The sequence below is a fragment of the Cupriavidus sp. FW305-F7 genome (genome assembly GCF_058782875.1).
The window spans coordinates 1-760 of the sequence record NZ_JBYSYC010000132.1; the positions used below are offsets into that span (position 1 = coordinate 1).

Below are 760 nucleotides of genomic sequence, written 5' to 3' on the forward strand. Positions count from 1 at the left end.
TTGTTAGGCCCAAATAGTAATGTCGTACTTGAGCCAAATAGAAATGTCGTACCCCCTTGCCAAGGCTGGCATGCTGGCGGCTTTCCGTCTGTCCGAGACCGGAGGCCGCGATGCGCAAGCCCGAGACCATCACAATGACTATGCGCGAACTCGATCGGCTCAAGGTGATTCAGGCCGTGGTCGATCATGGCCTGTCGGTATGGCGCGCGGCCGAGAAGCTCGGCTTATCACGGCGTCAGGTGGAACGTCTGGTACTACGCTACCGTGAGGACGGTCCCGTCGGCTTGGGCTCGCGCAAGCGTGGTCGTGACAGCAACCGCCAGCTCCCGCCCGGGCTGGAATCCCGTGTCCGGGGCCTGATCCGCGACAGCTACGCCGACTTCGGCCCCACGCTGGCGGCCGAGAAGCTGCGCGAGCGCCATGGCATCAACCTGGCCACGGAAACGGTGCGCCGGATCATGATCGACGCCGGTTTTTGGATCCCCAGGAAGCTGCGCCCGCCCAAGGTGCACCAGCCGCGCAACCGCCGCGCCTGCCTGGGCGAGCTGGTGCAGATCGACGGCAGCGACCACGCCTGGTTCGAGGACCGGGCCCCGGCCTGCACGCTACTGGTGTTTGTCGACGATGCCACCAGTCGGCTGATGCAGTTGCTGTTCGTCCCATCGGAATCCACACCAGCGTACTTCACCGCCACACGCGCCTACATTGAGCGCCACGGCAAGCCGATGGCGTTCTACAGCGACAAGTTCAGTGTCTTCCG

General features: G+C 63.9%; 1 protein-coding gene. It reads left to right on the forward strand.

Features of this window, described 5'->3' with window-relative positions:
• Positions 1-110 precede the first annotated feature (110 nt).
• Positions 111-760, forward strand: a 650-nt coding sequence (locus AC3WL8_RS39935; protein ID WP_492380260.1) for an ISNCY family transposase, incomplete at its 3' end; no start/stop codon positions are given.